Below are 23,996 nucleotides of genomic sequence, written 5' to 3'. Positions count from 1 at the left end.
AATTTAATCAAGGAAATTATTATGTGTGGAATCGTTGGCGCTGTGGCGCAAAGAGATGTAGCGGATATTTTAGTTCAAGGCTTACAACGCCTAGAATATCGTGGTTATGACTCAGCTGGTCTTGCAGTATTGAGCGCACAGGGCGACTTTTTACGTCAACGTCGTGTAGGTAAAGTGCAAAGCTTAAAAGATAGCTTAGCTGAACAAGAAGTTGTTGGCGGTACAGGTATTGCACATACACGTTGGGCAACACACGGTGAACCTTCAGAAGAAAACGCTCACCCACACGTTTCTGGCAGCCGCATCGTTGTGGTTCACAATGGTATTATTGAAAACCATGAAGTGCTACGTGAAGAGCTTCAAGGTTTAGGTTATGTATTTGTTTCTCAAACAGATACTGAAGTTATTGCGCACATGGTTGATCACCAACTAAAAACTGCTTCAAGCCTGATGGAAGCGGTGCAAGCAACCACGAAATTACTCGACGGTGCTTATGGCATGGTTGTGATGGATAAAGAAAACGCTGAGCATCTAATCGTTGCGCGTTCAGGTAGCCCACTGGTTATCGGTCTTGGTATCGGTGAAAACTTCTTGGCATCAGATCAATTAGCACTACTTAGCGTGACACGTCGTTTCATCTACCTAGAAGAAGGTGATGTGGCTGAAATTACGCGTAAAGAAGTATCTATTTTTGATCATAACGGCGACAGTGTTGAGCGTGAAATCGTTGAATCAAGTGCTGAGCACGATGCAGGTGATAAAGGTAAATACCGTCACTTCATGGAAAAAGAAATGTATGACCAACCTAAAGCTATTACTGATACTTTAGAAGGTCGTATCACAAAAGATAGCGTGATCACTGAAAGCATTGGCGTACATGCAACTGAAATTCTTGAAAAAGTTGAACACGTACAAATCATCGCTTGTGGCACTTCTTATAACTCAGGTATGGCTGCGCGTTATTGGTTTGAATCGCTTGCCGGCGTAAGTTGTGATGTCGAAATCGCTTCTGAGTTCCGCTACCGTAAATTCGTAACCCGCCCAAACAGCTTACTTATCACCTTGTCACAATCAGGTGAAACCGCTGATACATTAGCGGCGCTGCGTATTGCAAAAGAAAATGGCTATATGGCGGCAATGTCTATTTGTAACGTTGCCGGTTCTTCATTAGTACGTGAATCTGATATTGCTTTCATGACCCGCGCTGGTGTTGAAATTGGTGTGGCTTCAACTAAAGCATTTACGACTCAACTTGCATCAATGCTGATGTTTGTTACGGCGCTTGGTAAGCAAAAAGGCGTGATCGATAAGACGAAAGAAAAAGAAATCGTTGAAGCGCTACACGCTCTACCTGCTCAAATTGAAAAAGCGTTAGAGCTAGATCCAAAAATTGAAGCACTAGCAACTGATTTTGCTGATAAGCATCACACGTTATTCTTAGGTCGTGGTGAATATTACCCAATCGCAATGGAAGCTGCGCTGAAATTGAAAGAAATTTCATATATTCACGCTGAAGCCTATGCGGCAGGTGAGCTTAAACACGGTCCATTAGCGCTGATTGATGCAGATATGCCAGTTGTGGTGATTGCACCAACCAATGATTTGCTTGAAAAACTAAAATCAAACATTGAAGAAGTACGTGCTCGTGGCGGTCTGCTTTATGTCTTTGCTGATGAAAATGCTGGTTTTGTGGAAGATGAAACAATGAAAATCATCACGCTGCCACACGTTAGTGAGTTAACCGCGCCGATCTTCTACACAGTGCCAATGCAGCAACTGTCTTATCACGTTGCGTTAATTAAAGGTACGGATGTGGATCAGCCACGTAACCTTGCCAAAGCTGTAACGGTTGAATAAGTTAACTAATTGATTTATATGAAATATAAAAAGCACTACTGATAAAAGGTAGTGCTTTTTTGTTTACAATAAGAATATTACGAATCAAGCATCAAGCGGCCAAACCTCATTGGCAATCTCAATCACATGTTCTAGCTTACGCCATTGCTGCTGCTCAGTTAAAATATTGCCTTCTTCCGTTGAAGCAAAGCCACATTGAGGGCTAAGACGCAATTGCTCAAGTGGGATAAATTGAGACGCCTCTCGAATGCGTTGTTTGATCTGCTCTTTATCTTCAAGCTCAGCGGTTTTCGATGTAATCAGTCCAAGCACGATAAAAAGATCTTTGCGCGTCACATGCTTTAAGACTTCAAAACTGCCCGATCTTTCATCATCAAATTCAAGAAATAAACCATCCACTTTCAGGTTGTTAAAAATACTCGTTGCTGCTGCCTCATAGCCACCCGAACCAAAATAAGTCGAGCGAAAATTCCCACGGCAAATATGCATAGTGATCACTAGATCTTCAGGCTTATATTTGATTGATTCATTGAGCAAAATTTCAAAAATAGAGACAGCTTGCTCTGGCGTTAATCCTGCTTCTTTTAAGCCTTGCTTGCCTTCTTCAGAAAATAAGGATGCCCAAGCGGTATCATCGAGTTGTAGGTAACGACAGCCTAGGTCATAAAAAGCTTGAATCGCATCTTGGTAAGTTTGAATAAGATCTAAAATCAGCTGTTTGGGATTATCTTGATAGCACTTTGCTTCATTTTTGGCTCTTAAAAACAACATGTTAGGACTTGGGATCGTCTGTTTTGCAATATGCGTAGCAGGATCTATGAGCGAGTTTAAATATGTAAAATCACTTAAAAAAGGGTGATTTGATTGAAAACTGACTCTATCCGTAATTTTGATGCTGTGGGTTTTTGGCTTGGTGCCTTTAAAGTTAAGCGGCGCATCTGGAGTATAGCCTTGCACACCATTTAACCCCTCCAAAAAGTCAAAGTGCCACCAAGCGCGCGAATATTCGCCATCAGTGATTGCAATCAAACCTGTATCTATTTGTGCTTGAACATGTTTTTGGATTTCTTGGCGTTGGATGCGAATCAGCTCATCTTGCGAGATGTCACCTTTTTGCTTTTGCAGGCGCGCTTCTTTTAAAGCATCACTTCGTAATAAGCTGCCGACTTGATCAAAATAAAGCGGGGTTTGGTGTAAGTTAAGCGATTGGCTTGGGCGAACATCTTGTCGTGACATAGTATTTCCTTATGGACATTAATAAACGTCTAGATGGCTAAATTTGCTATGTCTTTATCTTTGCTTTTTATGTGGGTTTAATCAATCACAAAAAATTCATGATGGATTGAAATAAATTCATATAGGAAATTAAACAGGAAAGTTTACATCGGGGGCGGATTTTGTTTTAACTCATCTAAAGTTAAATAAGTTTTGCCACCTTGGCGCGTCCATTGGTTATTCGCTTCATATAGAAAGTTGCCTTGCGCATCTTTTTGCGTTGGGCTGCTTAGATTTGCCATATAAAACCAAGTTGGACTTGTTGTGAGCAGTTCAAAGCGACTACCACCAGCACCGGGTAAATAGTTTACACCGACTAAATCTTGTGAGCGAACATTCGCATCAGGGTAATAATCTGCGCCAACTGACATTAACACTTGAGTGTGTGGTTGAGGATCTTCTAGCCAAGCTTTGACTTTGACAAATACGCCTAAAATATCCGCATCTTGCAAGCATTGATTCGCGTCAGTTTTCATGCCCTGGATGCAATAAGTATCCGAGCCACCATGAATTGGAGTGTTTGACATTTGATATTGAGCTTGGGTGTTTGAACCTTGGTTGGGTCTATCTTGAATATAATTAATTAAATCAAATTGATAATCACCCGCCCAAAGCGGCGCAGCTTCATTAATGACGTGTTGCCATTTCGCTTTGCGTACATCTTTTGGATATTGCGCATCAGCGACTAAAACCCAAGCATTGAGATCACTTACATTTATTCTCGCTTGCGCTGCTTTGTTTTGCGCCCCTGGGTAGAGCACAAACCAAGTCGTCATCGCACGCCAAGCACCTTGGGTGTATTGGATATTTTTACCCGAAGCCTTAATCGCTTGGGTCCAATAATCCGGCGCAGCTTCACCTTTAGGGATCCCTTGGGTGACGACACCTCGTTTTGACCAAGATGTGTCACTTGGCGCATTTAAAAGCGCTGCTTGGTTATCGGCTGTCATCGCTTGGTAGATGGCATTGATATCGGCTGCGCTTGCCAAAGGAGCAATCAATGCGCAACCAAACCAAATCAGGCTAGAAATAGTTTTCATCTTAATGACGTTTTGGGCCATTTTGAACCATGTCTTTGCCGGTCTCAAAGATTTCATCTGTTACCCAGCGGGTTAAGAGTAGGGCGTGATTGTCACCAAAGACAGCAACAAAGTGGCGACCATCTTTATTACTCGTTGCCATGCCAACACCTGCAACCCCTTGAAGGCCAAAACTGCCGTTTTCAAGAGCGACTAAGAAAGCTTCAAGCTCTTCGAGGGTATCAATAGGTGGAAGTTCGTTTTGCATAAAAAGTGCCTCGTTTAAACTGTTGGCTGGGGATTATACCTTTTTTTAAATTAATTTGTCTCAAATCAATGTTCAAGGTAAGCTTTTGATGAAGACTAAGGCTGCATATTTGAAGTCGCCGCTATTTTGAATGTAGCAAAGCTATTACTTTTAGAGATTTGAATGTACTTTTATCGTCAACGCATGAGTTTCATCACTAAGATGACATTAACAGTTTTATTACTGCTTAGTGCGATGACGGCTAACTCTAGCTTTTCTTCTCCTATGCTGATGCAAAATAAAAGTGAGATAATGCATCACAAGGATACACACTCTGATATCTCTCATTTGAATACGTGCCCTGAGTGTGAATCTCATACCAATGATGTGAATTGTAATATGGATCAATGTGCGCATAGCATTTCTTGCGCAAGCGTATTGGCTATTTTACCGCTACCTTTGTGTGAGAATCAGTTTGCCCCAAACCATTTAAAACGCACCTTAGCAGCTGGATTTCAGTTGCCGCTTTATAGCCACTCTTTATACCGACCTCCTATAGTTTAGTTTTTGATTTTTAAATAAATATTTACTCAATTAATTAAATTGTGCGTGGATTACTGCGCCTATAGGAAATCAAAATGAAAATTTTAAATAAAGTTATCCTTACCAGCTTAATTGCTTTTTCTACTTCTGTTTTAGCAGCGCCAACAATCGACTTATATAAGCAAGAGCAATGTGGTTGCTGCTCAAAATGGGCAGAGATCATGCAAGAAAAAGGCTATGAGGTGAAGACTCATGTGCAAAACGACTGGAGTGATGTAAAGCAAGCGCATGGGTTAAGCGCAGATCTTGTCTCTTGCCATAGCGCGATTATTGATGGTTATTTGATTGAAGGCCATGTGCCCGAGGCAGATATCGCGCGTTTATTAAAAGAAAAGCCTGAAGGCGTAAAAGGATTGAGCGCACCAGGCATGCCAGCACATTCACCAGGTATGGCAGCGCAAGGGGAAGCGTATCAAGGCTATGATGTTTTAGCTTTTGGTGATGTGGATACTTATGTCTTTACGAGTTACTAAATACTTGAGTGCTTGAACTTGGAAGTGAGGTTTGCGGTATTAACTTTGCAATCTTCATTTCGGCGATAGCATTCATCAAACAAGCGCCTTTTATGAGAAAAAGTAAAAGGTGCTTTTTACGTCTAGACGTCTAGATGTTGACACGGCTTTCATTCATGTTTAGTCTATGCTTAATATTTTTTATTTATGAGCTTTTTTGATGTCTGTTCTACACCCAAACCAAGAAGATACTGCACTTATTCGTCCTAACGGTATGGCTTTATTGCCACTTGTTTTATTCCTCGTCCTTTTTATCGGGACGGGCGTTTATATGACAATGCAAGGTGTAGATATGGCGTTTTACCAATTGCCAGCGCCAATTGCGGCATTACCCGCGGTGATCCTTGCGATTATTTTAAGTAAAGACGGCATCAACAAAGCGATTGAACAATTTTTATCTGGTGTCGGGCATTTAGATATCATAGCCATGTGCATGATTTACCTGCTCGCTGGCGCATTTTCAGCGGTCGCAAGCGCAACTGGCGGAGTCGATGCAACAGTAAATCTTGGTCTTTCGATGATCCCATCTGGCTTGATCTTGCCTGGTCTTTTTGTTATTTCAGCTTTTATCGCGACTTCTATGGGGACATCCATGGGAACAATTGCTGCTGTTGCGCCCGTTGCTTTAGGGATAGCAACTGCAGCGGATATCGACATAGCTTTGGCTGCTGGGGTTGTATTAAGTGGCGCTATGTTTGGTGATAACCTCTCGATTATTTCAGATACTACGATTGCCGCCACACGCTCTCAAGGCTGTCAGATGCGTGATAAATTTAAAGAGAATATCCGCATTGCACTGCCAGCGGCCATCGTTGCGATTTTAGTGTTTGGCTTCTTAAGTGCATCTTCTGATACGCCTGCAACAACGGATATTGAATGGCTCAAAGTTGCGCCTTATCTCAGCATTTTGATTTTAGCTGTCTCAGGATTAAATGTATTTGTGGTTTTAAGCTTTGGGATTGTCTTTGCTGGCATCGTTGGTATGCTAGGCGCAGATTATAGCCTGACAAGTATGAGCCAAGATATCTATAAAGGCTTTGGTAATATGCAGGAGATCTTCTTGCTCTCGATGCTGATTGGTGGCCTTAGTGAGCTTATGCGCCGTCAAGGCGGGCTTGCATTTATGACCGCTTTTATTAGTAAACTGATCAAAGGTAAATCAAATAATCAAGCTGGCACGGAAGTTGGTATTTCAGCTTTAGTTGGTTTAACCAATATCTGCACAGCAAATAACACAGTCGCTATCATTGTCAGTGGCGGTGTTGCGCGTGAACTCGCACAGAAAAACCAAGTAACTGCACGTCGCAGTGCAAGCTTGCTTGATATTTTTTCTTGCGTGGTGCAAGGGTTGTTGCCTTATGGCGCACAGGCCTTGCTGCTAGGCTCTGTGTTTGAGCTCTCGCCGTTGGAGATTGTTAGCCATTCTTACTATAGTTTCTTTTTAATGTTTGCAGCATTAGTGAGTATTTTTATTACTAAACGCGCAAAATAAACCAAAGCTTCTCAATAATTTAAAACCATGCGACAGGTGCTTACATAGCAGTCCGTTGCATGGTTTTTATTTATCTAATTAAAATGGCATAGCCACCAAGTTCTTCAATCTTATAATCTAAACCTTGGAATTTGGATGCAAATCTATTTTTTCGGTTTTTCGCTAGGACGAGACTGCCTTTAGGGAGGTGATTCACCGCCTCGACACTTTCTACGCGCTTTAATCTTTTTCCTAAGTACACATCTATACTTTGGGTTTTCTTGTCGTAAATGTATATCGCTGACTTAGGCTGAGATTCGGTTAAGCTGCTTACTCGCTGGGCAAGGTTTTTGATCCCTATGTACTGGTTGTATTTAGGAAGCTTTATTGCGGTAACAGCTAAACTTAAAATGATCCCAATACTTATGATTTGAATACTTTGATAGTGCTTATTTTGTTTCAACAGATAAAAACAAATCATTACACTGAAAAGTAAGCATAAAGCCGCGCCCAAGATATCGTTCTTTTGAATAAAACTTGGTAAGACTAAGCTAGGTTTGAGGATTAAAGTAAGGGCTAAATATAAAAATAAAGTATTGATAATAGCTAGGTGAATACTGGTGAAAAGCTTGCTTTTGAACTTTGCGATAATCAATATGCAGCCAAAACTCATAAAAGGCAGTACAGGCAGTAAATAAATATCTAGCTTACTACTTGAAACTGACAACAAGACTAAGGTACTGAAGATACAAGTAAAGAAGAATTTGATGAGGTTATCTTGATAAACTTTTTGTTTTACTCCCCAGGCAAGAGTGCTCATAATTAATAAGGACCAAGGGAGTGATATTTTGAATAGGCTGATTAAATAGTAATACCAAGGCTCAGGATGAGCACTGCCTTTTACTCCTCGATTAACCAATTGCTCAATAGTTAATTGATATAAATAGTCACTACCGGCTTCAAGATAAACACATATAAACCAAGTTGCCACTAAGCTTAGAAACACAAGAATAGGTTTGATTTGAAAGATTAATCTTAAACTTTCGAGCTGTTTGTTGACGAGTCCATATACGAGCACACAAAGTATGGGCATCAGTAACCCAACAGGGCCTTTAGTGAAGAGCGCAAAAAATACAGCTACCCAAAATAGATAAGCTGCTTGTTTTGAGGCTTTTTTCTCAAAAATTAAATAGCCTTGGTAAAGGGCGATAATGATAAAAAAGCACATCAATATATCCATGCGTAAGATAGCGCTTGCCCCTAAAAATAAACCAGATGTGAGGGTGATCCCTATTCCTGCAAGGCGCGCATCTTGGTTGAGTCGAGTTTTGCTCCATTGATAGAATATTTCACAAATCCCAATCGCTGGTAATACGCTAAATAAACCTACAAAAACAACGCTTTGTTTTAAATTGAAAAGCTTTAATCCGAGCATGATGAGCCAAAAATACAGCGGTGGTTTATCTGAATAAGCTTCCCCTTGAAAGTAAAAGCTGAACCAGTCGCCGTTAGCTAAACTATCTATCGCAATCGAGTAGTATTTGAGCTCATTGATTGGGGTTAAATCTCTTTGGTATAAGGTAAATAAAAAAACAAAGCCGACGATGCAATAGTAGCTAAGTCTTGAGTGTAAAATAGTTTTGAACATATAAGCCCTTGTTTATATATATTTCAAAGAGATACAGGCGAGCCAAGCCCCAACACTATGTTTAGTAAGTTAAGATGGGGTTTTGGTTATTAGCGCTTGAGAGGGAAGCTCAATTTTGTGTTTTATATGTTTGCGGTAAATCACGGCCGTCAGCAAGATGCTCGTTAAGCTCAATGCAATACTCATTTGGATCACTAGCGGATCTGAGTTATTAATACCATCGCCGAGCCAAGCAAACATTCCAACTTGTGGTAGGTAGCCGATAAAACTAGCGGCTAGAAATGGTGCTAAAGGTAAAGCTACTGCGCCAGAAAGTGAATTTGTGACTAAGTTGCTACCAAGTGGAAAGATGCGTAAGAGTAGAATTTTGTAAAATGGATTTTGATGTGAGAAACGATAAAACCATTTGATATTTGACGCCGAGTTTTGGTGGATTTTGGCATTAAATATAAAAAGCGCCAGATAGTAGTTAATCACAGCGCCCGTAAGACAGGCTAAAACACTAAACAGGCTCCCGTCTATAATGCCATATAAGTAACCTAAGAGTGCTGCGACTGCTTGTTTGGGACCACCGACTAATAGGAAGAGGCTTGCGCTTAAAAAGATTAAAAATTGCGCCTTATAACCACTGGTTTTTAAGTAATGGAAAATCCAATGTTTATCATTAAAGTGAGTAAATAATAGCGAAATTTCGCTCTTAAAGTACAAGCCAAGCAAGAAAATAAAACCTAAGCTTAAAAATGCTTTTTTTGACATTTCTGAACCCATTTAAGTGTAAGCATCTAGCATGCTAAGTTTATCTATGCTCTTTATTCTTGAAGTGATGACTCCAATTACTTTGAGCCTATTGCTTAACTATATCGAGCAATACTTAATAAAGACTTAACATGCTAGCTTACTTGCAAATATATTTTTATTTCTTTTTTATCAGTTTGTTAGGGCGTGTTTGTGGCTTCGTTTAGAATTTTTTTAACTATGCTATTAATGATTAATACAGTTAAGCCAATGCCACATGTGATGATTAACCAGTGCGGTAGAAGTTCGAACTCTTCCCCTATTTGCGGTGTCACTTGAAAACCAAAGTTAGCCACTAAATAGTTCACAACAAAGCCTGAAATAAGGGCTACTCCCATCACGCCAGCTAAATAGCCAAACAGGGCGCGTTTGCCAAGTTCTTTATAGACGACGCCAAGACTTGCAATATTACTCGCAGGTCCCGCTAGCATAAACACCAACACTGCGCCCGGTGACACACCGGCTAAGAGTAAACCTGCTGCAATTGGTGTTGAGGCGGTTGCGCAAATATACATAGGGATTGAAATAACAACCATGACCAGCATAGCAACAATGCCTTGTCCCCATTCAGTGAAAAAACCATCCGGTACATAAGCATCCACTAAGGCTGCAAATCCAAGACCGACCAATAACCAAAGCGCGGTATCATCAATTAATTCTGTGGCTGCAAAGTGTAAGCCTTTCTTAATTTTCTGAACAAAGTTTAGAGACTCGGTATCCACTTCAGATCCGCAGCAGCTAGCATCTTCCGCGCCACAACTAGAATTAGTCTTTGCGCTCGAACTCGAGCAAGTCGAACCCGCAGAACTGCAACAAGATGAAGCACTGGCTTTGGGGTTGACTTTAGTTTGAGTGATATTTAGCGCACTGACTGAAGTTCTCGCTTGTGCGAGAGGGGAACTTGCCGGTTTTGCTGCTGTAAAGCTATAACTCTTGGATTCTTTTTCTTCTTTTGGATCATCGCCGACAAGAATGCCAGCCGTAATGGCACTTAAAATCGCCGCAATAGGACGTACTATTGCCATAAATGGACCAAGTAGGACGTAAGAAATTGAAATTGAGTCCACACCAGTTTCAGGTGTTGATATCAAAAAAGAAGTGGTTGCTGCTTTGGATGCGCCAGAGCGTCTTAAACCAACTGCTGCTGGGATCACGCCACATGAACAAAGCGGCAACGGGGCGCCAAAGATAGCTGCTTTTACCGTCGCGCCAATGCCATTACCACCTAATTGTTTATTCATCCACGCCATAGGCACAAACATTTTAATTAAGCCTGCAATCACAAGCCCAAGCAATAACCAAGGTGCAGATTCTAAAAATAATGCTAAAAAGCTCTCTAAAAATGCCATAATCGTTTCCTATTCGTTCTCGTTGCCATTTTTAATGGTGATGTTCCGGCTTTATGTTTTCGATATCTGTTTCAAGCGCTTGCAAAATGGTGCAGTCTCCCGCACTTTGTGCTGAGCCACAACAGGCTTGCGAAAGCTTAGATAAGGATTGTTTAAAGCGTGTTAGTTCATCTATTTTTTCTTGCACATCAATAATTTTTGCATCAATAAAGTCCTTTACATCCGAGCATGAGTTTTGTTCTTTTTGAATATCAATCATTAATAAGTCATTGATTTCAGATAAATTAAATCCTAACTTCTTCGCTTGTAAGATAAACTTTAAGGCCGCTTTATCTTGCTCACTATAAAGGCGATAGCCTGACTGAGTTCGCTCACTCGGACGCAAGAGGCCCGTTTTTTCATAAAAGCGTAGCGTGTCTGTTTTGATGTCGCATAACTTTGCGAGTTCGCCAATTTTATACATATGCTTAGGAACCTATTCTTCAACTTTCTGATGATTAGTATAAAGCTTAGACTATGGTCAAAGGTCAACTATTAATGAGATTATTTTTCATTTAAATAATAAATTTTGATCTTGGTGCTTTTTTGTTAACTTAATGGCTCAATTGAAATTGATATCAACAAGAGATGATCACGTGTTAGATAAATTAAAAAAAGAATGGTTTTTAGTCGGCATGCTCGTCATGATGGTGCTTGCAGCTTTCACTCCCGATCTGGGGCGCTCTGACGGACTGCTCCATTTAGATAAGGTGACAAGCCTTGGGATAGGGCTGATCTTTTTCTTACACGGCTTGGGTCTTTCGCCACAAGCGATTAAAGCTGGGGCTGGGCATTGGCGTTTGCATCTATTTATCCAAATCGCCACTTTTGTTGCTTATCCACTGTTATGGGTTATTTTCGGTGATGCATTCTTGGCTGTCTTGCCACAAGCATTGGCGTTTGGTTTTTGTTACTTGTTTGCTCTACCTGGGACTATTTCTTCTTCTGTCGCCATGACAAGTATCGGTAAAGGTAATATTGCGGGCGCTATTTTTAATGCTTCACTCTCAAGTATTTTAGGGATTGTCGTGACGCCATTTTTTGTCCAATTATTTATGGGTGTAGAAGGTGGCAGTTTAGATTTTGTCGACTCAATTCAATCTATTGCTGTGATGCTTTTACTGCCGATTATTCTTGGACAAATTGCACGACCTTATTTGTTTAGCTTTTATCAAAAGCACAAGGCGGTGATCAATAAATTAGATAAATGCATCATTTTGCTCATTGTCTTTAATGCATTTTGTGATTCCTTTGCACAGAAAATCTGGTCGAGTTTTAGCTGGCAAGATCTAGTATTAAGCTTAGTTTTTTGTGTATTGGTTCTATTGGTGATGGTTCATGCTATCGTCTGGTGTGCGCGTCGTTTTGGCTTTTCGCATCAAGATGAAGTCGCGGCAGTTTTTTGTGGCAGTAAAAAGACCTTAGCCGCAGGCGTGCCGATGGCGAAAGTTATCTTTGGAGATAACCCACACCTTGGAATGATCTTACTACCTATTATGCTTTATCATCCGATTCAAATTTTTTACTGTGCATTGTTGGCTAATCGTTACGCGCAGAAAGCGGCGGAGTTAGAGAAGGCGAATGCTCCCTCTTAAGTGAAAAAAGTGGGGCAAAAAAAGATGAAAAAGTGCGCTTAAGCAAGATAAGTGCCACTTTTGATACCTTTGTTTAATTTTATTGCAAAATCATATTTACAATAAACCGGTGATCGGGAATAATACGCCACCTTATTTTGTCCACTTTTTAATCTAACGATATTTTATTTGGTAACCCAATTATGACTGCAAAAGTTTCAAATCCAGCTCCATTAGGCCTAATGGGCTTTGGCATGACAACTATCTTATTAAACCTACATAACTTTGGTTTATTCCCAATGAGCTCTGTTATTTTAGCTATGGGTATTTTCTATGGCGGCATTGCGCAAGTAATCGCTGGTATCATGGAATATAAGAATGGCAATACTTTTGGTACAACTTCTTTTACTTCTTACGGTATGTTCTGGTTGTCACTTGTTGGTCTATTATGGTTGCCTGAACTAGGTTTTGGTGAGCCAACGTCGGCTAACTTCCTTGCAACTTACCTACTTATCTGGGGCATCTTCACAGGTTTCCTATTCATCGCAACACTGGCGCGCTATCCACGTGCAAAACAAGTTGTATTTGGTAGCCTAACTCTACTTTTCTTCTTGCTTGCTGCTGGCGATTATACAGGTAACCACTCAATCACGCACATCGCTGGTATCGTTGGTATCTTCTGTGGCTCAAGTGCAATTTACCTAGCAATGGCTATCATTGTAAATGGTGAGTTTGGTCGTGAAATCATGCCAATCGGTGAGCTAAACAAAGCACCAGCAATGGAAAAAGCTGCGGCTTAATTCAAGCTTTTGCTTTATAAATAATTTCGAAATAGAAAAAGATCTGCCTAAGGGTGGATCTTTTTTTTATCTTATTTAAACTAGCTATGCTTTTGCCTTAGAGCTAAACGATTTGAAATATCAAAGACGAAGCAGGCAAAGGTAAACAATTTTAATTATTCTCAGGGCGGGGCGAAATTCCCCACCGGCGGTATAGCCCGCGAGCGCTTTTGTTTGCTCCTAGCAGCAAAAGGTCAAGCAGATCTGGTTGGATTCCAGAGCCGACAGTTATAGTCTGGATGGGAGAGGGTAAATCAAGTCAAGCTAGCATTCTTATATGCTCGGCTGAGCTTTTGCTATGTAAGCGCTTACTTTATTGTATGTGCTTGCTAGTGCATGCCTACATATCTTCAAAGCCCTGATTCTGGTATCAATAGAGGAATTACCATGGATCAGAACATCAATTTATCTACTCAAGACTCACCACTTGCCGAATTTGGCAACCCGATTGAGCGTGTCGAACGTGCGCTTAATGCTATCAAACAAGGTCAAGGCGTATTAGTTCTTGATGATGAAGATCGTGAAAATGAAGGCGATTTGATTTATAGCGCTGAGACCATGACAGATGCACAAATGGCATTGATGATCCGCGAATGTAGCGGGATTGTGTGCTTATGCGTGACAGATGAAATGGCGCAACAACTCGAATTACCGCCAATGGTGACAAACAATAACAGTCAAAACCAAACGGCATTTACTGTTTCCATTGAAGCGAAACAAGGTGTCACTACTGGTGTTTCTGCGCAAGATCGCAACACGACAATTAAAACTGCGATTGCAGATGGTGCAAAAGCCGATGATCTGGCGCGCCCTGGACATGTTTTCCCATTACGAGCACGTGCTGGCGGCGTTTTGGAGCGTCGCGGTCACACGGAAGGGACGGTTGATTTGATGCGTTTAGCGGGTCTAAAACCTGCAGGCGTTTTGTGTGAAGTGGCAAATGAAGATGGCTCAATGGCGCGTACACCTGAAATTATTGAATTTGGTCGTAAGCACGATATGCCAGTCCTAACAATCGAAGATATTGCCCAGTACCGCTTATTACAATCTGCGCAGCAGCCGGCTCAAGTTGAAGCTGAAATTGCTTAACTTTGATTTTGTTGAATAAAAACCAAGCATAAAAAAAGCCACCTCAAGCAAGGGTGGCTGATGAAAAAATCACATAAGTTAGGAAAATGTGATGTTCAACAAAAACACAAAAGGAGTAAAGCTCATTAGGCTAGGTGGTGCATCATATTTTGAGTTCGCCCAACTCTCAAAATCGTTAAATTTATATTGGCACGGAATAAAACATCTGTCGTATTGTGTAGCTAAGATTGTGGCAAAGATCGATTGATCTGGAAAAAACTTGAACTAGGCAGAAAGAGGGCTCACAAAATAACTTAATTTTGAGGCATTAAGCAGCTATTAATTGATGGCACTTTTTGTGATCTTAGCTATGTTATTTTGTTTTTTGTGAGCAATATAAGGTTTTTTCGCTGAATATATAAAATTAAAAAAGGTGAATAACTTCAAATTTTAAGAAGTTATTCACCTTTATTTATATAGTAGCTTTATATTTTTGATTAGATCATTGCGCTAGCAATAAAGAGAAGCACCAAACCGATAACACCTAAAATTGCACCGACTTTTGCCATATCTGAAGTGGTAATAAAACCAGTTGAATAAGCTAAAGAGTTCGGTGGTGTAGAGATAGGTAAAATCATACCTAAGGATGCTGAGAAAGCGACGATAACAAGCACGCCTTCGACGCCATAAGTCGAAGAGAGGCCTTCCATCGACATAGTGATTGCAAGCGCTATTGGTAAGATTAAGTTTGCAGATGCTGTATGTGACATAAAGTTCGCCATAATCCAACATAAGCAGCTTAATGCAACCAGTACGCCAAGTGAGCTTAAGGTATCATATTTAACTGCATGCGCTAATAATGCGGCTAGACCTGTCGCATCCAACGCATGGCCAATTGCAATCCCCCCGGCAACGAGCATAAGCACATCCCAGTTAATTTGTTTAAACTCTTCCTTGCCGATAATTCCTGTTAATGTGAAGACAGCGATAGGCAGCACCGCAATGACATAAGAATTCATCCCATGAACAGAACTTGTCAGCCACAACAGGACAGTACAAGCAAAGGTGACGTAGACAATCCATGCTTTGGAGCTTTGTTCAAACTCACCTTCAAGCTTTAAGATAATTGGATCTTCACGCATTTTGAAAAGCTTTTGTAATAAAACCCAACCTAAGAAAAGTTGTACTATAACAAAAGGTAAACCAAACCCCATCCATGTCATAAAGTCGATATTTGCAGCGCCATCAAGATAGCTAAGTGCAATCGCATTCGGTGGGGTGCCGATTGGTGTCGCAATCCCGCCCGTATTAGCAGCAACTGGAATCGCCATTACAAATGCTTTTTTAGTGCCATCTTCATCTGGCAGACTCGCCATGACAGGAGCAAGAATTGAAAGCATCATTACGGTTGTTGCTGTGTTAGACATAAACATCGAAAAGATTGCAGTGATCACCATCAAACCTAACATCAGATATTTAGGGTTTGAGCCAAAAGGCTTAAGTAGGACACGCGCTAAGTTGTTATCAAGGGTGTATTTGGACGCTGCAATCGCAAGGCTAAAGCCACCTAAGAATAAAATAATAATAGGTGAGGAGAAGGCATTCATTATTGCCTGATACGGAATAAGTTCAGCGACCTCTTTATCTGATAGGTTACTAATAAAGACCCCTAAGCCTTGATTGGAAACACTGATTAAGAGTAGAGCAATAATAAGAATGGAGGTGGCAAAAACCGGCACAGGTTCGAGCACCCAAAGTAATGCTGCAAGGAAGAAAATGCACATGACACGGTGTTGGATGACTGTCATTGCGCCACCAAAAAAGCTTTCAGTTGGGATCATCCAGACAAATAATGGAAGCAAGCAGCAGACCAATATCTTGATCATATGCTTGGGGGAAGTCGAAATCTTAGGGACTATTTTTTTTTCTTGAGTCGATTTTTTATCAGAGATCGTTTGTTCCATATGAAGCACCTCAAAAGCAATGGATAGACTTAGCTTATCAACTTTAGAGGTGTCAAAAGTTGATTTAAAAAGGCAAGTCTATTACTTAAGAGGTATAAAATTAATTCACATCGTAAAGCTGAGAAGCAGATCACTGTATGAGGGAAATATAGATTTTAAGTCTTTAAAACGGTTTTTCTTGGACTAGACGTTTGAAGTCTTGAAAGCTAATGACATTTGCAACATTGTAGATATTTTCATACTGAAACTCAGGCTCAAGGAACTCTTCATAATCAGAGTCTGATAGGAAGCTGTTAAGCCAATACAGATAATAAATGTTTTGAATGGGTAGTTTATGCTCAGGATGATTTTGCTGAACCCAATCTTGCGTCAGGCGTTCTAAGTCTGCTTGTGTACTTGGGCTTTGATCGGCAATTCGCTTAAGTAAAACCTCTAATTTGATTTGAGTGATAGGCTCTTGGTGTTGATAAAACCCATATGGACCAGCAAGATAATCAAAATTATCAAAGCATTCTTCGATTAATTCTGGCAGCATTTTATTTTGTAAGGCAATTTTTTTAAAGCTACGTTTTAAGTTTGCTTCAAATTTATTATATAAAGTTTGAGTGGTTTCATTTTTAGCTGCTTTTAATATTAAGCAAAAATTTGACTTCAAGCTAAAAAAAATGAAATAAGACTTGTCTGTTACATGGAACATTTCAATAGACCATATCCAATTTGAGTTATCATGATCTAAGTTATTATTTCCTGTTGCTTGCGTGCAAGGCGTGAAATCAACATTAGGTATTTGTAATGGAACTTGTTCTACTTGGCCAATTTTTGTGTTTTTATTAATATACTCAGATACTTGTTTGCTGGCAAAGAAAGTGATCATGGTAAGTTCCTTGGTGAATGAAGATATTATAAATATAGATATATACTTATATTATGTGGTTATTCTTGATACGTCTATATAATTAGTTATCACTAAAGAGTTAATTCTTTAGTTTGTATGGCATTGTATATAGTGTGGTTATTTAAATCTAAAGGAATAACTAAACTTAATTATACCACTTTTATATCCGATATAAACTAGATGATTGAAAGGGGATATATTTTAAATCTATGTTTATATAAAGATATTATTTTAAAATTGTTGATTTACTTATCAAATTTCTATTTGTTTGTGACAAATAAATGAAGTTTTTGTTAAAAGCCAAACCAACACTTGACCTCTTGATAAAACAAATTAGTATATATGGATATACGCATATAAGGTTATCTATGTTACCACATCAATTTTTTAAACTGTTAGCTGATGAAACGCGTGTCCGCTGCTTGCTGATGATAGCGCGTGAGCAAAAAGTTTGTGTTGCAGAGCTCACCGCTGCATTAGATGAAAGCCAACCAAAAGTTTCACGCCACCTTGCGATGTTACGCGCAAGCGGCATTTTGGTCGATGAGCGTCAAGGGCAATGGGTGTTTTATAGTCTGGCACAAGATTTACCTGGCTGGATGGCAAAGCAGATTCAAGATTTAGCTGCGTCGAAATGCTTAAAAGAGGCATATCTAGCAGATGAAGAAAGATTAAAGCAGATGGCAAGTCGCCCTGCGTGTTGCACTTAACCTGTCACTTTAGGTTAACACTACAAATATAAAGTATTTAAACTGATATCAGAATTGATAAAGGATCAAGACATGACAATTAAGATTGGGATTAATGGTTTTGGACGTATTGGCCGCTTAGTAATGCGCGCTGCATTTGATTGGCCTGAAGTTGAATTTGTGCAAATTAATGATGTTGCGGGTGACGCAGCAACGCTTGCACACTTACTTGAGTTTGATTCAGTTCAAGGTCGTTGGCACCACAGTGTTGAAACCGATGGCAATGCACTGATTGTCGATGGCAAAAAGATCATCGCAACCCAAGAGAAAGAGATCCAAGCGATCGATTGGTCAAACTGTGATGTAGTGATTGAGTCAACAGGTAAGCACCGTAAAACTTCTTTCTTAAATCAATATCTTGAGCAAGGTGTGAAGCGTGTTGTGGTATCAGCGCCGGTGAAAGAAGAAGGCATTGCCAACATTGTTGTGGGCGTCAATGATCAGATTTTCGATCCTGCAAAACACCAGATCGTCACCGCGGCTTCATGTACTACAAACTGCATCGCGCCAGTTGTGAAAGTGATCCATGAAAAACTTGGCATTGAGCAAGCGGCATTCACGACAATCCACGATCTCACGAACACCCAAACAATTTTAGATGCGCCGCATAAAGATCTGCGTCGTGCGCGTGCCTGTGGCATGAGCCTTATCCCAACCACAACAGGTTCAGCAACAGCTATCGTTGAGATCTTCCCGGATCTAAAAGACAAGATTAATGGCCACGCAGTACGTGTACCGCTTGCTAATGCATCATTGACTGACATCATTTTCGATCTAAAACGTGATACCACAGTTGAAGAAGTAAATAACTTGCTGAAAGAAGCGTCACAAGGTGAGCTCAAAGGCATTCTAGGCTATGAAGAAAAACCTTTAGTTTCAATAGACTATAAAGGTGACCAACGCTCAACCATCGTCGATGCGCAATCAACTATGTTAGTCGGCAAACGCATGCTGAAAATCTATGCTTGGTATGACAATGAAATGGGTTATGCAACCCGTACCGCAGAACTTGCGCGTACTGTTGGCCTCGCTTAATTAAGTAAAATAACGAATAGATATAAAGAGATAGATATGACACATCCAACTTGGGAACTGCCACTTGAAACTGGCGCATTGATTTTAACGCCATGTCCTGGCACCAAAGGTGTTTCACTAACTGAAAGCCTAGCCGAGCTGAAAGCGCAAGGCGTGACCACAATCGTCACTGCTTTGAACCAAGCTGAAATGATTGAGGCTGGTGTGAGTGAGTTAGCAAGTGAAGCGCAAGCTCAGGGGATTGTATGGCTACATGCTCCAATTGAAGATGATAAAGCGCCAGCAGAAGACTTTGCGCAAAACTGGCAACAGGTTGCGCCTAAAGTTGAAGCTGCGCTTGCTCAAGGTGATAAAGTTGCGCTGCATTGCATGGGCGGCTCAGGTCGTACAGGTTTACTTGCTGCGCACGTGCTTTTAGCTAAAGGTTGGGATCTAGATACCATCATTACTAAGGTGCAAGCCTTGCGTGAAGGTGCATTTAGAAAACCAGTGCAAATTGAATACATTCAAGGTGTTGCGAAGCAATTTGCTTAATTAATACGAAGCATAACCAAGCAAAATAAATAGCTGCTAGGCGTGCGTCTGGCGGCTTTTTTTAAACCTAAGGAGCAAAGATGTTTGCGAATTTAAGTGCTAGCGTGCGCCAATACATGCTCGTTACCTTTAATTATTGGAATTTTACCATCACAGATGGCGCATTGCGCATGTTGGTGGTGCTGTATTTTTATGATCTGGGTTACTCGACGCTTGAGATCGCCTCACTCTTTTTGTTCTATGAATTTTTTGGCGTTGTCACAAACTTAATCGGTGGTTGGCTTGGTGCAAGACTTGGTTTAAATAAAACCATGAATATGGGTCTTGCGATGCAGATCTTCTCGCTCTTAATGCTCGCACTACCAAGTAGTTATCTCACGATTCCTTGGGTGATGGCAGCGCAAGCGATTTCTGGGATCGCCAAAGATCTTAATAAAATGAGTGCCAAAAGCTCGATTAAGACATTGGTGCCAGAAGATGCTCAAGGCGCATTATATAAATGGATTGCGATCTTAACGGGATCTAAAAATGCCTTGAAAGGTGTTGGTTTCTTTATCGGTGGCGCATTGCTAGCATGGATTGGTTTCCAATATGCTGTGCTTGCTATGGCTTTGGTGCTTGTAGCTGTCTTTATTTCAAGTTTGATCTTCTTGGATGCGGATCTAGGTAAAGCGAAATCTAAACCTAAGTTCTCACAAATTTTCTCTAAATCGCCAAGTATCAATATCTTATCTGCGGCACGTATGTTCTTGTTTGGTGCGCGTGATGTGTGGTTTGTGGTGGCGCTACCGATTTATCTGGCGAGTGTGTTCAAGTGGGATCACAGCGCTGTCGGTGGCTTCTTGGCAATTTGGGTGATTGGTTACGGCATAGTGCAAGGTTTTGCGCCTAAATTAACCGGCAAAGCGCAAGGAAAAGTACCAGATGGTCGCGCTGCAACTTGGTGGGCGTTGGTCTTGGCTATCGTGACAGCGGGCGTTGCATACGGGGTGCAGATCCAATGGCAACCTGAGCTTGTGATCGTTGGCGGTTTGATGATCTTCGGCGCTATTTTTGCTGTGAATTCTTCGCTGCACTCTTACCTAATAGTGAGTTATGCAAAAGGCGATGGGGTTTCAATGGATGTTGGCTTTTATTATATGGCGAATGCGATGGGACGTTTGATCGGCACGGTTTTATCTGGCTGGGTATTCCAAATTGCTGGCCTTGCTGCATGTCTCTGGATTTCGTTTGCCTTTATTGCGTTAACGACGGTGATTTCACTTTGGTTACCTAAGGCGCCAGCAACTCAAAGCGCGGTCTAAACCATTTAGTTCTAAGCTTGGCTATCCATTAGGATAAAACTCTAAAGTTTAAAAGCTCGCATAGGTTGAGATATACCTAGCGAGCTTTTTTGATTTTAATGATTATTTATTTAAGCTTTTAACCATTAACTGCGCCACTTCAGTTGCTGAAGATGGGTTTTGACCTGTCACGAGTCTACCATCCACAACAGCGTAAGAAGTAAAGTCTTCATTTGCTTGTGAATACTGAGCTTTAGCAGCCTTTAAGTCTTGCTCGAGTGAGAAAGGTACGACTTTATCTAGCTTGATTGCTTGCTCTTCTTCATCCGAAAAGCCAGTGATTTTTTTGTTTTCAATTAAAGGCTTACCTTCGGCATCTGTCGCAGTTAATAAACCAGCAACACCGTGACAGACAGCGCCAATGATCGCATTGTTCGTATCTGCCTTAGTGATGATTTTATCTAGCTCAGGGTTGCCTTTAAAATCCCACATCACGCCATGGCCACCGATTAGGTAGATGGCATCATATTTTTTATTCAGAGCTTCAGTTAAGGAAAGTACAGCTTCATCGCTTAACATTTCACGCGCTTTTTCTGACGTTAGGAAGCTTTTAGCGCTCAAATCCATATCATCTAAACTACCAGGATCAAGCGGAAAGCCTTTGCCATCAATGCTTGCAAAGTCTACTTGCATGTCTGCTTGAGTAAATTGGTCATAAGCATGGGTAAGCTCTGATAACCAAACACCAGTCGTGTTACCAGTTTCGCCAAGAGCTTGGTGGCTTGTACCTATCATTAAAACGTTGGATTGTGCAAAAGCAAGGTTACTAAAAAATGCGCAAGCTAAAATTAACTTTTTCATGGTTTTTCCTTTTTGATTTTTAATTGCTATAACGAATATAAGGAAAAATAAAGATAAATGTAAATTATGATTTTTTATTATGATGATAATGAAATGTTTGATAAGGTTTGACGAAAGGGCTAACTTGACCCAATACTTGACCCAAAGCGCAAGACAACAAAAAAGGCGTAGCGGTGATTAACCTGCTACGCCTTTTCGAATTTGGTGGCCCCACACAGACTTGAACTGTGGACCAATCGATTATGAGTCGACTGCTCTAACCACTGAGCTATGGGGCCGAATTGAGCAAAGATTATAGGCCTTTAGCCCATCAGTGTCTAGACTGAAGTGATTGATTTTTATCCAAACAAGTACAAATCTAAATGAAATAATAAAAAAGGTGAGCTAGTGCCCACCTTAGATATTTATTACTTGTTTGTGCTTACTCGTCTAAGAAGCTGCGCAACGTTTCAGAGCGGCTTGGGTGACGCAGTTTACGCAAAGCTTTCGCTTCAATCTGACGAATACGCTCACGCGTTACATCAAACTGTTTACCTACTTCTTCTAGCGTATGGTCAGTGTTCATATCGATACCAAAACGCATACGTAAAACTTTCGCTTCACGTGGCGTTAGGCCAGCTAACACGTCTTTAGTTGCAAACTTAAGACTGGTTGCTGTTGCAGAATCAAGCGGTAGCTCAATTGTGCTATCTTCAATGAAATCACCAATGCTTGAATCGTCATCTTCACCGACTGGATTCTCAAGAGAAATAGGCTCTTTTGCGATTTTCAATACCTTACGGATCTTATCTTCTGGCATTTGCATGCGCTCAGCAAGTTCTTCTGGTAATGGCTCACGACCCATTTCTTGTAGCATTTGACGAGAAATACGGTTTAGTTTGTTGATCGTCTCGATCATGTGCACAGGGATACGGATCGTACGTGCTTGGTCAGCGATAGAACGCGTGATTGCCTGACGGATCCACCATGTTGCATAAGTTGAGAACTTATAACCACGACGATATTCAAACTTATCAACCGCTTTCATTAGGCCGATGTTACCTTCTTGGATCAGATCCAAGAATTGTAGGCCACGGTTGGTGTATTTTTTCGCAATCGAAATAACCAGACGTAAGTTCGCCTCGACCATTTCTTTTTTCGCACGACGTGCTTTCGCTTCACCAATCGACATACGACGACTGATATCTTTAATACTTTGCACGCTTAGCGATGTTTCTTCTTCGATGCTCTTCAATTTAGAAATTGAGCGGCGAAGATCATCTTCATTTTGGCGGATCTTATCTGCATATGGTTTATCTGATGCTAAAACATCATCCAACCAGTTATCAGAAGATTCATTGCCAGTAAAGACTTTGATAAATTCTTTCTTCGGCATTTTACCGTATTCAACACAAGTACGAATAATTAGACGCTCTTGTGTGCGAACGCGGTCCATTGAGCCTTTAAGCGAGTTGACCAAGTGATCAAACTGTTTAGGGATCAAACGGAACTGACGGAATACTTCTAAAAATGCTTCTTTGTCAGCAGCGATAGCTGGGCTATGACGACCATGCGTATCAATTGCAGATTGCAGACTTTGATAAGTATCACGAAGTTCAGTGAAGCGCTCTAAAGCGAGTTCAGGGTCGATCCCTACATCTGCTTCATCTTCATCTTCGGTATCATCTTTTTCTTCGTCTTCTTCGTCGTCTTCATCAATGATCTCATCATCGATCGCAAGTTCAGAACCAATGTGTGTCGCGGTTGGCGCAGCATTGCCTTCATCATTTGGATCAACAAAACCTGAGATAATATCCGTCAGGCGAAGTTCTTCAGCTTGAACTTTGTCAAACTGTTCTAAAATATAGCTAATTGCACCAGGGAACTCTGCGACTGAGCATTGAACTTGGTTGATGCCATCTTCAATGCGCTTAGCGATGTCGATTTCGCCTTCACGAGTAAGCAGTTCAACTGTACCCATTTCACGCATATACATACGAACAGGATCGGTAGTACGACCTATTTCGCTTTCAACGCTAGAAAGGGCAGCAGCAGCAGCTTCAGCGGCATCTTCGTCAGCCACTGCCTCATTAAGCATGAGATCATCTGCATCTGGTGCTGTTTCAACGACCTGGATACCCATGTCATTGATCATTTGAATAATATCTTCCACCTGCTCAGAGTCGACAATTTCTTCTGGGAGGTGGTCATTTACTTCGGCGTAGGTCAAATAGCCTTGTTCCTTACCTTTGGCGACAAGTAACTTGAGCTGTGACTGCGGGTTTTGATCCATCGACGATATCCAACTTGAGGTTTAATTGAAGAATGTAGTATGCATTTTAAAAATGTGCAAACCACCATGATAACAAATTTTAGCCAGATAAGCTATTTTTGGCTAGT

General features: G+C 40.9%; 21 protein-coding genes, 1 tRNA gene and 1 riboswitch. Of the genes, 10 read left to right on the top strand and 12 right to left on the bottom strand.

Features of this window, described 5'->3' with window-relative positions; translation table 11 throughout:
* The first annotated feature begins 21 nt into the window (after nucleotides 1-21).
* Complete coding sequence (gene glmS, locus AC2VOY_RS05095; RefSeq protein ID WP_491832737.1) at nucleotides 22-1,857, top strand: glutamine--fructose-6-phosphate transaminase (isomerizing); 1,836 nt, start codon at nucleotides 22-24, stop codon at nucleotides 1,855-1,857.
* 84 nt (nucleotides 1,858-1,941) lie between these two features.
* On the opposite strand, the gene AC2VOY_RS05090 is transcribed toward glmS, so the two are convergent.
* The 3 genes from AC2VOY_RS05090 to AC2VOY_RS05080 form a co-directional block, all read right to left on the bottom strand.
* Nucleotides 1,942-3,093, bottom strand: coding sequence for a 5-methyltetrahydropteroyltriglutamate--homocysteine S-methyltransferase (locus AC2VOY_RS05090; protein ID WP_491832736.1), 1,152 nt, complete (start codon nucleotides 3,091-3,093; stop codon nucleotides 1,942-1,944).
* 143 nt (nucleotides 3,094-3,236) lie between these two features.
* Nucleotides 3,237-4,193 carry a hypothetical protein gene (locus AC2VOY_RS05085; RefSeq protein ID WP_491832734.1) on the bottom strand — a complete coding sequence of 319 codons (957 nt, stop codon included), beginning with the start codon at nucleotides 4,191-4,193 and terminating at the stop codon, nucleotides 3,237-3,239.
* Nucleotides 4,174-4,419 (bottom strand): hypothetical protein, encoded by a 246-nt coding sequence (locus tag AC2VOY_RS05080; RefSeq protein WP_491832732.1) that lies wholly within the window; start codon nucleotides 4,417-4,419, stop codon nucleotides 4,174-4,176. The genes AC2VOY_RS05085 and AC2VOY_RS05080 overlap by 20 nt, the downstream gene beginning before the upstream one ends.
* A gap of 617 nt (nucleotides 4,420-5,036) precedes the next feature.
* Between AC2VOY_RS05080 and AC2VOY_RS05075 the strand changes: the two genes are divergently transcribed.
* Entirely contained in the window at nucleotides 5,037-5,474 is a 438-nt protein-coding gene (locus AC2VOY_RS05075; protein ID WP_491832731.1) for a DUF411 domain-containing protein, read from the top strand.
* A gap of 199 nt (nucleotides 5,475-5,673) precedes the next feature.
* Nucleotides 5,674-7,005, top strand: a complete 1,332-nt coding sequence (locus AC2VOY_RS05070) for a Na+/H+ antiporter NhaC family protein (RefSeq protein ID WP_491832729.1) — start codon at nucleotides 5,674-5,676, stop codon at nucleotides 7,003-7,005.
* 70 nt (nucleotides 7,006-7,075) lie between these two features.
* Here the strand turns inward: AC2VOY_RS05070 and AC2VOY_RS05065 are convergent, their stop codons facing one another.
* The 4 genes from AC2VOY_RS05065 to zntR form a co-directional block, all read right to left on the bottom strand.
* On the bottom strand, nucleotides 7,076-8,632 hold the full coding sequence (locus AC2VOY_RS05065) for an ArnT family glycosyltransferase (protein ID WP_491832727.1): 1,557 nt from the start codon (nucleotides 8,630-8,632) through the stop codon (nucleotides 7,076-7,078).
* A 69-nt stretch (nucleotides 8,633-8,701) separates the two neighbouring features.
* A complete protein-coding gene (locus AC2VOY_RS05060; RefSeq protein ID WP_491832726.1) occupies nucleotides 8,702-9,388 on the bottom strand; it encodes a TVP38/TMEM64 family protein in 687 nt (228 codons plus the stop codon).
* A 179-nt stretch (nucleotides 9,389-9,567) separates the two neighbouring features.
* Complete coding sequence (locus AC2VOY_RS05055; RefSeq protein ID WP_491832724.1) at nucleotides 9,568-10,776, bottom strand: SO_0444 family Cu/Zn efflux transporter; 1,209 nt, start codon at nucleotides 10,774-10,776, stop codon at nucleotides 9,568-9,570.
* A gap of 31 nt (nucleotides 10,777-10,807) precedes the next feature.
* Nucleotides 10,808-11,239 (bottom strand): Zn(2+)-responsive transcriptional regulator, encoded by a 432-nt coding sequence (gene zntR / locus AC2VOY_RS05050; RefSeq protein ID WP_491832723.1) that lies wholly within the window; start codon nucleotides 11,237-11,239, stop codon nucleotides 10,808-10,810.
* Between the two features lie 133 nt (nucleotides 11,240-11,372).
* Here zntR and AC2VOY_RS05045 point away from each other — a divergent pair, with 133 nt between their 5' ends.
* The 3 genes from AC2VOY_RS05045 to ribB all read left to right on the top strand — a co-directional run bounded on the left by AC2VOY_RS05045 (nucleotide 11,373) and on the right by ribB (nucleotide 14,317).
* Complete coding sequence (locus AC2VOY_RS05045; RefSeq protein ID WP_491832721.1) at nucleotides 11,373-12,410, top strand: bile acid:sodium symporter family protein; 1,038 nt, start codon at nucleotides 11,373-11,375, stop codon at nucleotides 12,408-12,410.
* Nucleotides 12,411-12,592: 182 nt separating this feature from the next.
* A complete protein-coding gene (locus AC2VOY_RS05040) occupies nucleotides 12,593-13,189 on the top strand; it encodes an acetate uptake transporter (RefSeq protein WP_491832719.1) in 597 nt (198 codons plus the stop codon).
* 153 nt (nucleotides 13,190-13,342) lie between these two features.
* Nucleotides 13,343-13,483, top strand: a riboswitch (FMN riboswitch).
* A gap of 132 nt (nucleotides 13,484-13,615) precedes the next feature.
* Nucleotides 13,616-14,317 carry a 3,4-dihydroxy-2-butanone-4-phosphate synthase gene (ribB, locus tag AC2VOY_RS05035; RefSeq protein WP_491832717.1) on the top strand — a complete coding sequence of 234 codons (702 nt, stop codon included), beginning with the start codon at nucleotides 13,616-13,618 and terminating at the stop codon, nucleotides 14,315-14,317.
* A 476-nt stretch (nucleotides 14,318-14,793) separates the two neighbouring features.
* On the opposite strand, the gene AC2VOY_RS05030 is transcribed toward ribB, so the two are convergent.
* Together AC2VOY_RS05030 and AC2VOY_RS05025 are read right to left on the bottom strand one after the other, a co-directional pair.
* Complete coding sequence (locus AC2VOY_RS05030) at nucleotides 14,794-16,182, bottom strand: SLC13 family permease (protein WP_491833020.1); 1,389 nt, start codon at nucleotides 16,180-16,182, stop codon at nucleotides 14,794-14,796.
* A gap of 241 nt (nucleotides 16,183-16,423) precedes the next feature.
* The gene (locus AC2VOY_RS05025) at nucleotides 16,424-17,134 is read right to left on the bottom strand and encodes a hypothetical protein (RefSeq protein ID WP_491832716.1); all 711 of its coding nucleotides are present in this window, start codon (nucleotides 17,132-17,134) and stop codon (nucleotides 16,424-16,426) included.
* Nucleotides 17,135-17,523: 389 nt separating this feature from the next.
* On the opposite strand from AC2VOY_RS05025, the gene AC2VOY_RS05020 reads away from it, so the two are divergent.
* From AC2VOY_RS05020 to arsJ, 4 genes are all read left to right on the top strand, one after another.
* Nucleotides 17,524-17,865, top strand: a complete 342-nt coding sequence (locus AC2VOY_RS05020; RefSeq protein WP_491832714.1) for a metalloregulator ArsR/SmtB family transcription factor — start codon at nucleotides 17,524-17,526, stop codon at nucleotides 17,863-17,865.
* Between the two features lie 72 nt (nucleotides 17,866-17,937).
* Complete coding sequence (locus tag AC2VOY_RS05015) at nucleotides 17,938-18,939, top strand: ArsJ-associated glyceraldehyde-3-phosphate dehydrogenase (RefSeq protein ID WP_491832712.1); 1,002 nt, start codon at nucleotides 17,938-17,940, stop codon at nucleotides 18,937-18,939.
* A gap of 36 nt (nucleotides 18,940-18,975) precedes the next feature.
* Nucleotides 18,976-19,473, top strand: coding sequence for a cyclin-dependent kinase inhibitor 3 family protein (locus tag AC2VOY_RS05010; RefSeq protein WP_491832710.1), 498 nt, complete (start codon nucleotides 18,976-18,978; stop codon nucleotides 19,471-19,473).
* An 80-nt stretch (nucleotides 19,474-19,553) separates the two neighbouring features.
* Nucleotides 19,554-20,777, top strand: coding sequence for an organoarsenical effux MFS transporter ArsJ (gene arsJ / locus AC2VOY_RS05005; protein ID WP_491832708.1), 1,224 nt, complete (start codon nucleotides 19,554-19,556; stop codon nucleotides 20,775-20,777).
* A gap of 102 nt (nucleotides 20,778-20,879) precedes the next feature.
* On the opposite strand, the gene AC2VOY_RS05000 is transcribed toward arsJ, so the two are convergent.
* The 3 genes from AC2VOY_RS05000 to rpoD form a co-directional block, all read right to left on the bottom strand.
* Nucleotides 20,880-21,617 carry a type 1 glutamine amidotransferase domain-containing protein gene (locus AC2VOY_RS05000; RefSeq protein ID WP_491832706.1) on the bottom strand — a complete coding sequence of 246 codons (738 nt, stop codon included), beginning with the start codon at nucleotides 21,615-21,617 and terminating at the stop codon, nucleotides 20,880-20,882.
* A gap of 202 nt (nucleotides 21,618-21,819) precedes the next feature.
* Nucleotides 21,820-21,895: transfer RNA gene (locus AC2VOY_RS04995), tRNA-Ile, on the bottom strand.
* A 143-nt stretch (nucleotides 21,896-22,038) separates the two neighbouring features.
* On the bottom strand, nucleotides 22,039-23,889 hold the full coding sequence (gene rpoD / locus AC2VOY_RS04990; protein ID WP_491832704.1) for an RNA polymerase sigma factor RpoD: 1,851 nt from the start codon (nucleotides 23,887-23,889) through the stop codon (nucleotides 22,039-22,041).
* Nucleotides 23,890-23,996: the final 107 nt, after the last annotated feature.

The sequence above is a fragment of the Vibrio sp. KMM 9700 genome (assembly GCF_058545285.1).
Note: the sequence above shows the minus strand (reverse complement) of the source record. Positions and strands in the feature narration are given on the sequence as shown.

What these genes read in the sequence shown, in the direction of transcription:
- glmS (WP_491832737.1), top strand. Translation starts at nt 22, where the DNA reads ATGTGTGGAATCGTTGGCGCTGTGGCGCAAAGAGATGTAGCGGATATT.
- AC2VOY_RS05090 (WP_491832736.1), bottom strand. Translation starts at nt 3,093, where the DNA reads ATGTCACGACAAGATGTTCGCCCAAGCCAATCGCTTAACTTACACCAA.
- AC2VOY_RS05085 (WP_491832734.1), bottom strand. Translation starts at nt 4,193, where the DNA reads ATGGCCCAAAACGTCATTAAGATGAAAACTATTTCTAGCCTGATTTGG.
- AC2VOY_RS05080 (WP_491832732.1), bottom strand. Translation starts at nt 4,419, where the DNA reads ATGCAAAACGAACTTCCACCTATTGATACCCTCGAAGAGCTTGAAGCT.
- AC2VOY_RS05075 (WP_491832731.1), top strand. Translation starts at nt 5,037, where the DNA reads ATGAAAATTTTAAATAAAGTTATCCTTACCAGCTTAATTGCTTTTTCT.
- AC2VOY_RS05070 (WP_491832729.1), top strand. Translation starts at nt 5,674, where the DNA reads ATGTCTGTTCTACACCCAAACCAAGAAGATACTGCACTTATTCGTCCT.
- AC2VOY_RS05065 (WP_491832727.1), bottom strand. Translation starts at nt 8,632, where the DNA reads ATGTTCAAAACTATTTTACACTCAAGACTTAGCTACTATTGCATCGTC.
- AC2VOY_RS05060 (WP_491832726.1), bottom strand. Translation starts at nt 9,388, where the DNA reads ATGTCAAAAAAAGCATTTTTAAGCTTAGGTTTTATTTTCTTGCTTGGC.
- AC2VOY_RS05055 (WP_491832724.1), bottom strand. Translation starts at nt 10,776, where the DNA reads ATGGCATTTTTAGAGAGCTTTTTAGCATTATTTTTAGAATCTGCACCT.
- zntR (WP_491832723.1), bottom strand. Translation starts at nt 11,239, where the DNA reads ATGTATAAAATTGGCGAACTCGCAAAGTTATGCGACATCAAAACAGAC.
- AC2VOY_RS05045 (WP_491832721.1), top strand. Translation starts at nt 11,373, where the DNA reads ATGGCTCAATTGAAATTGATATCAACAAGAGATGATCACGTGTTAGAT.
- AC2VOY_RS05040 (WP_491832719.1), top strand. Translation starts at nt 12,593, where the DNA reads ATGACTGCAAAAGTTTCAAATCCAGCTCCATTAGGCCTAATGGGCTTT.
- ribB (WP_491832717.1), top strand. Translation starts at nt 13,616, where the DNA reads ATGGATCAGAACATCAATTTATCTACTCAAGACTCACCACTTGCCGAA.
- AC2VOY_RS05030 (WP_491833020.1), bottom strand. Translation starts at nt 16,182, where the DNA reads ATGATCAAGATATTGGTCTGCTGCTTGCTTCCATTATTTGTCTGGATG.
- AC2VOY_RS05025 (WP_491832716.1), bottom strand. Translation starts at nt 17,134, where the DNA reads ATGATCACTTTCTTTGCCAGCAAACAAGTATCTGAGTATATTAATAAA.
- AC2VOY_RS05020 (WP_491832714.1), top strand. Translation starts at nt 17,524, where the DNA reads ATGTTACCACATCAATTTTTTAAACTGTTAGCTGATGAAACGCGTGTC.
- AC2VOY_RS05015 (WP_491832712.1), top strand. Translation starts at nt 17,938, where the DNA reads ATGACAATTAAGATTGGGATTAATGGTTTTGGACGTATTGGCCGCTTA.
- AC2VOY_RS05010 (WP_491832710.1), top strand. Translation starts at nt 18,976, where the DNA reads ATGACACATCCAACTTGGGAACTGCCACTTGAAACTGGCGCATTGATT.
- arsJ (WP_491832708.1), top strand. Translation starts at nt 19,554, where the DNA reads ATGTTTGCGAATTTAAGTGCTAGCGTGCGCCAATACATGCTCGTTACC.
- AC2VOY_RS05000 (WP_491832706.1), bottom strand. Translation starts at nt 21,617, where the DNA reads ATGAAAAAGTTAATTTTAGCTTGCGCATTTTTTAGTAACCTTGCTTTT.
- rpoD (WP_491832704.1), bottom strand. Translation starts at nt 23,889, where the DNA reads ATGGATCAAAACCCGCAGTCACAGCTCAAGTTACTTGTCGCCAAAGGT.